The sequence below is a fragment of the Streptomyces sp. NPDC096132 genome (genome assembly GCF_044763345.1).
Classification (GTDB): domain Bacteria; phylum Actinomycetota; class Actinomycetes; order Streptomycetales; family Streptomycetaceae; genus Streptomyces.
The window spans coordinates 1-1,017 of record NZ_JBIWGA010000109.1; the positions used below are offsets into that span (position 1 = coordinate 1).

At 69.3% G+C, this 1,017-nt stretch carries 1 pseudogene; it reads right to left on the reverse strand.

Annotation, left to right across the window (positions count from 1 at the left end):
• Positions 1-1,017: pseudogene (locus tag ACIRF9_RS52750) on the reverse strand (alpha-1,4-glucan--maltose-1-phosphate maltosyltransferase); the annotation flags it as partial.

The window sequence follows — 1,017 nt, forward strand, 5'->3', positions numbered from 1 at the left end:
CCCGGCCGGAGCGGGGTGTTCTCGTACAGCTCGTAGCCGCTGTAGATGCCCCAGGTGGGGGAGAGGGTGGCGGCCAGGACGGCCCGGATCGCGAAGGCCGGGGGACCGCCGTGCTGGAGGTACTCGTGCAGGATGTCGGGGGTGTTGGCGAAGAAGTTGGGCCGCATGTAGGAGGCGGCCTCCCCCGAGAGTTCGGTGAGGTACTCCGTCAGCTCCTGCTTGGTGTTGCGCCAGGTGAAGTAGGTGTAGGACTGCTGGAAGCCGATCTGGGCGAGGGTGCGCATCATCGCGGGGCGGGTGAAGGCCTCGGCCAGGAAGATGACGTCCGGGTCGGTGCGGTTGATCTCCCCGATCACGCGCTCCCAGAAGACGACCGGCTTGGTGTGCGGGTTGTCGACGCGGAAGATCCGCACGCCGTGGGACATCCAGTGCCGCAGGACGCGCAGGGTCTCGGTGATGAGGCCGTCCATGTCGGCGTCGAAGGCGATGGGGTAGATGTCCTGGTACTTCTTCGGCGGGTTCTCGGCGTAGGCGATGGTGCCGTCGGGGCGGTGGTGGAACCACTCGGGGTGTTTGTGGACCCAGGGGTGGTCGGGGGAGCACTGCAGGGCGAAGTCGAGGGCGATCTCCAGGCCGAGTTCGCGGGCCTGTTCCACGAACCGGGCGAAGTCCTCGATCGTGCCGAGGTCGGGGTGGACGGCGTCGTGTCCGCCCTCGGGGGAGCCGATCGCCCAGGGCACGCCGACGTCGTCGGGGCGGGCGTCGAGGGTGTTGTTGGGGCCCTTGCGGAAGGTGGTGCCGATCGGGTGGATCGGGGGGAGGTAGACGACGTCGAAGCCCATCGCGGCGATGGCCGGGAGTCGGCGGGCGGCGGTGCGGAAGGTGCCGTGGGGGGTGTCCGCGGTGCCCTCGGAGCGGGGGAAGAACTCGTACCAGGAGCCGTACAGGGCCCGTTCCCGCTCCACCAGCAGGGGCAACGGCTCGGAGGCGGTGACCAGTTCCCGCAGCGGATACCGG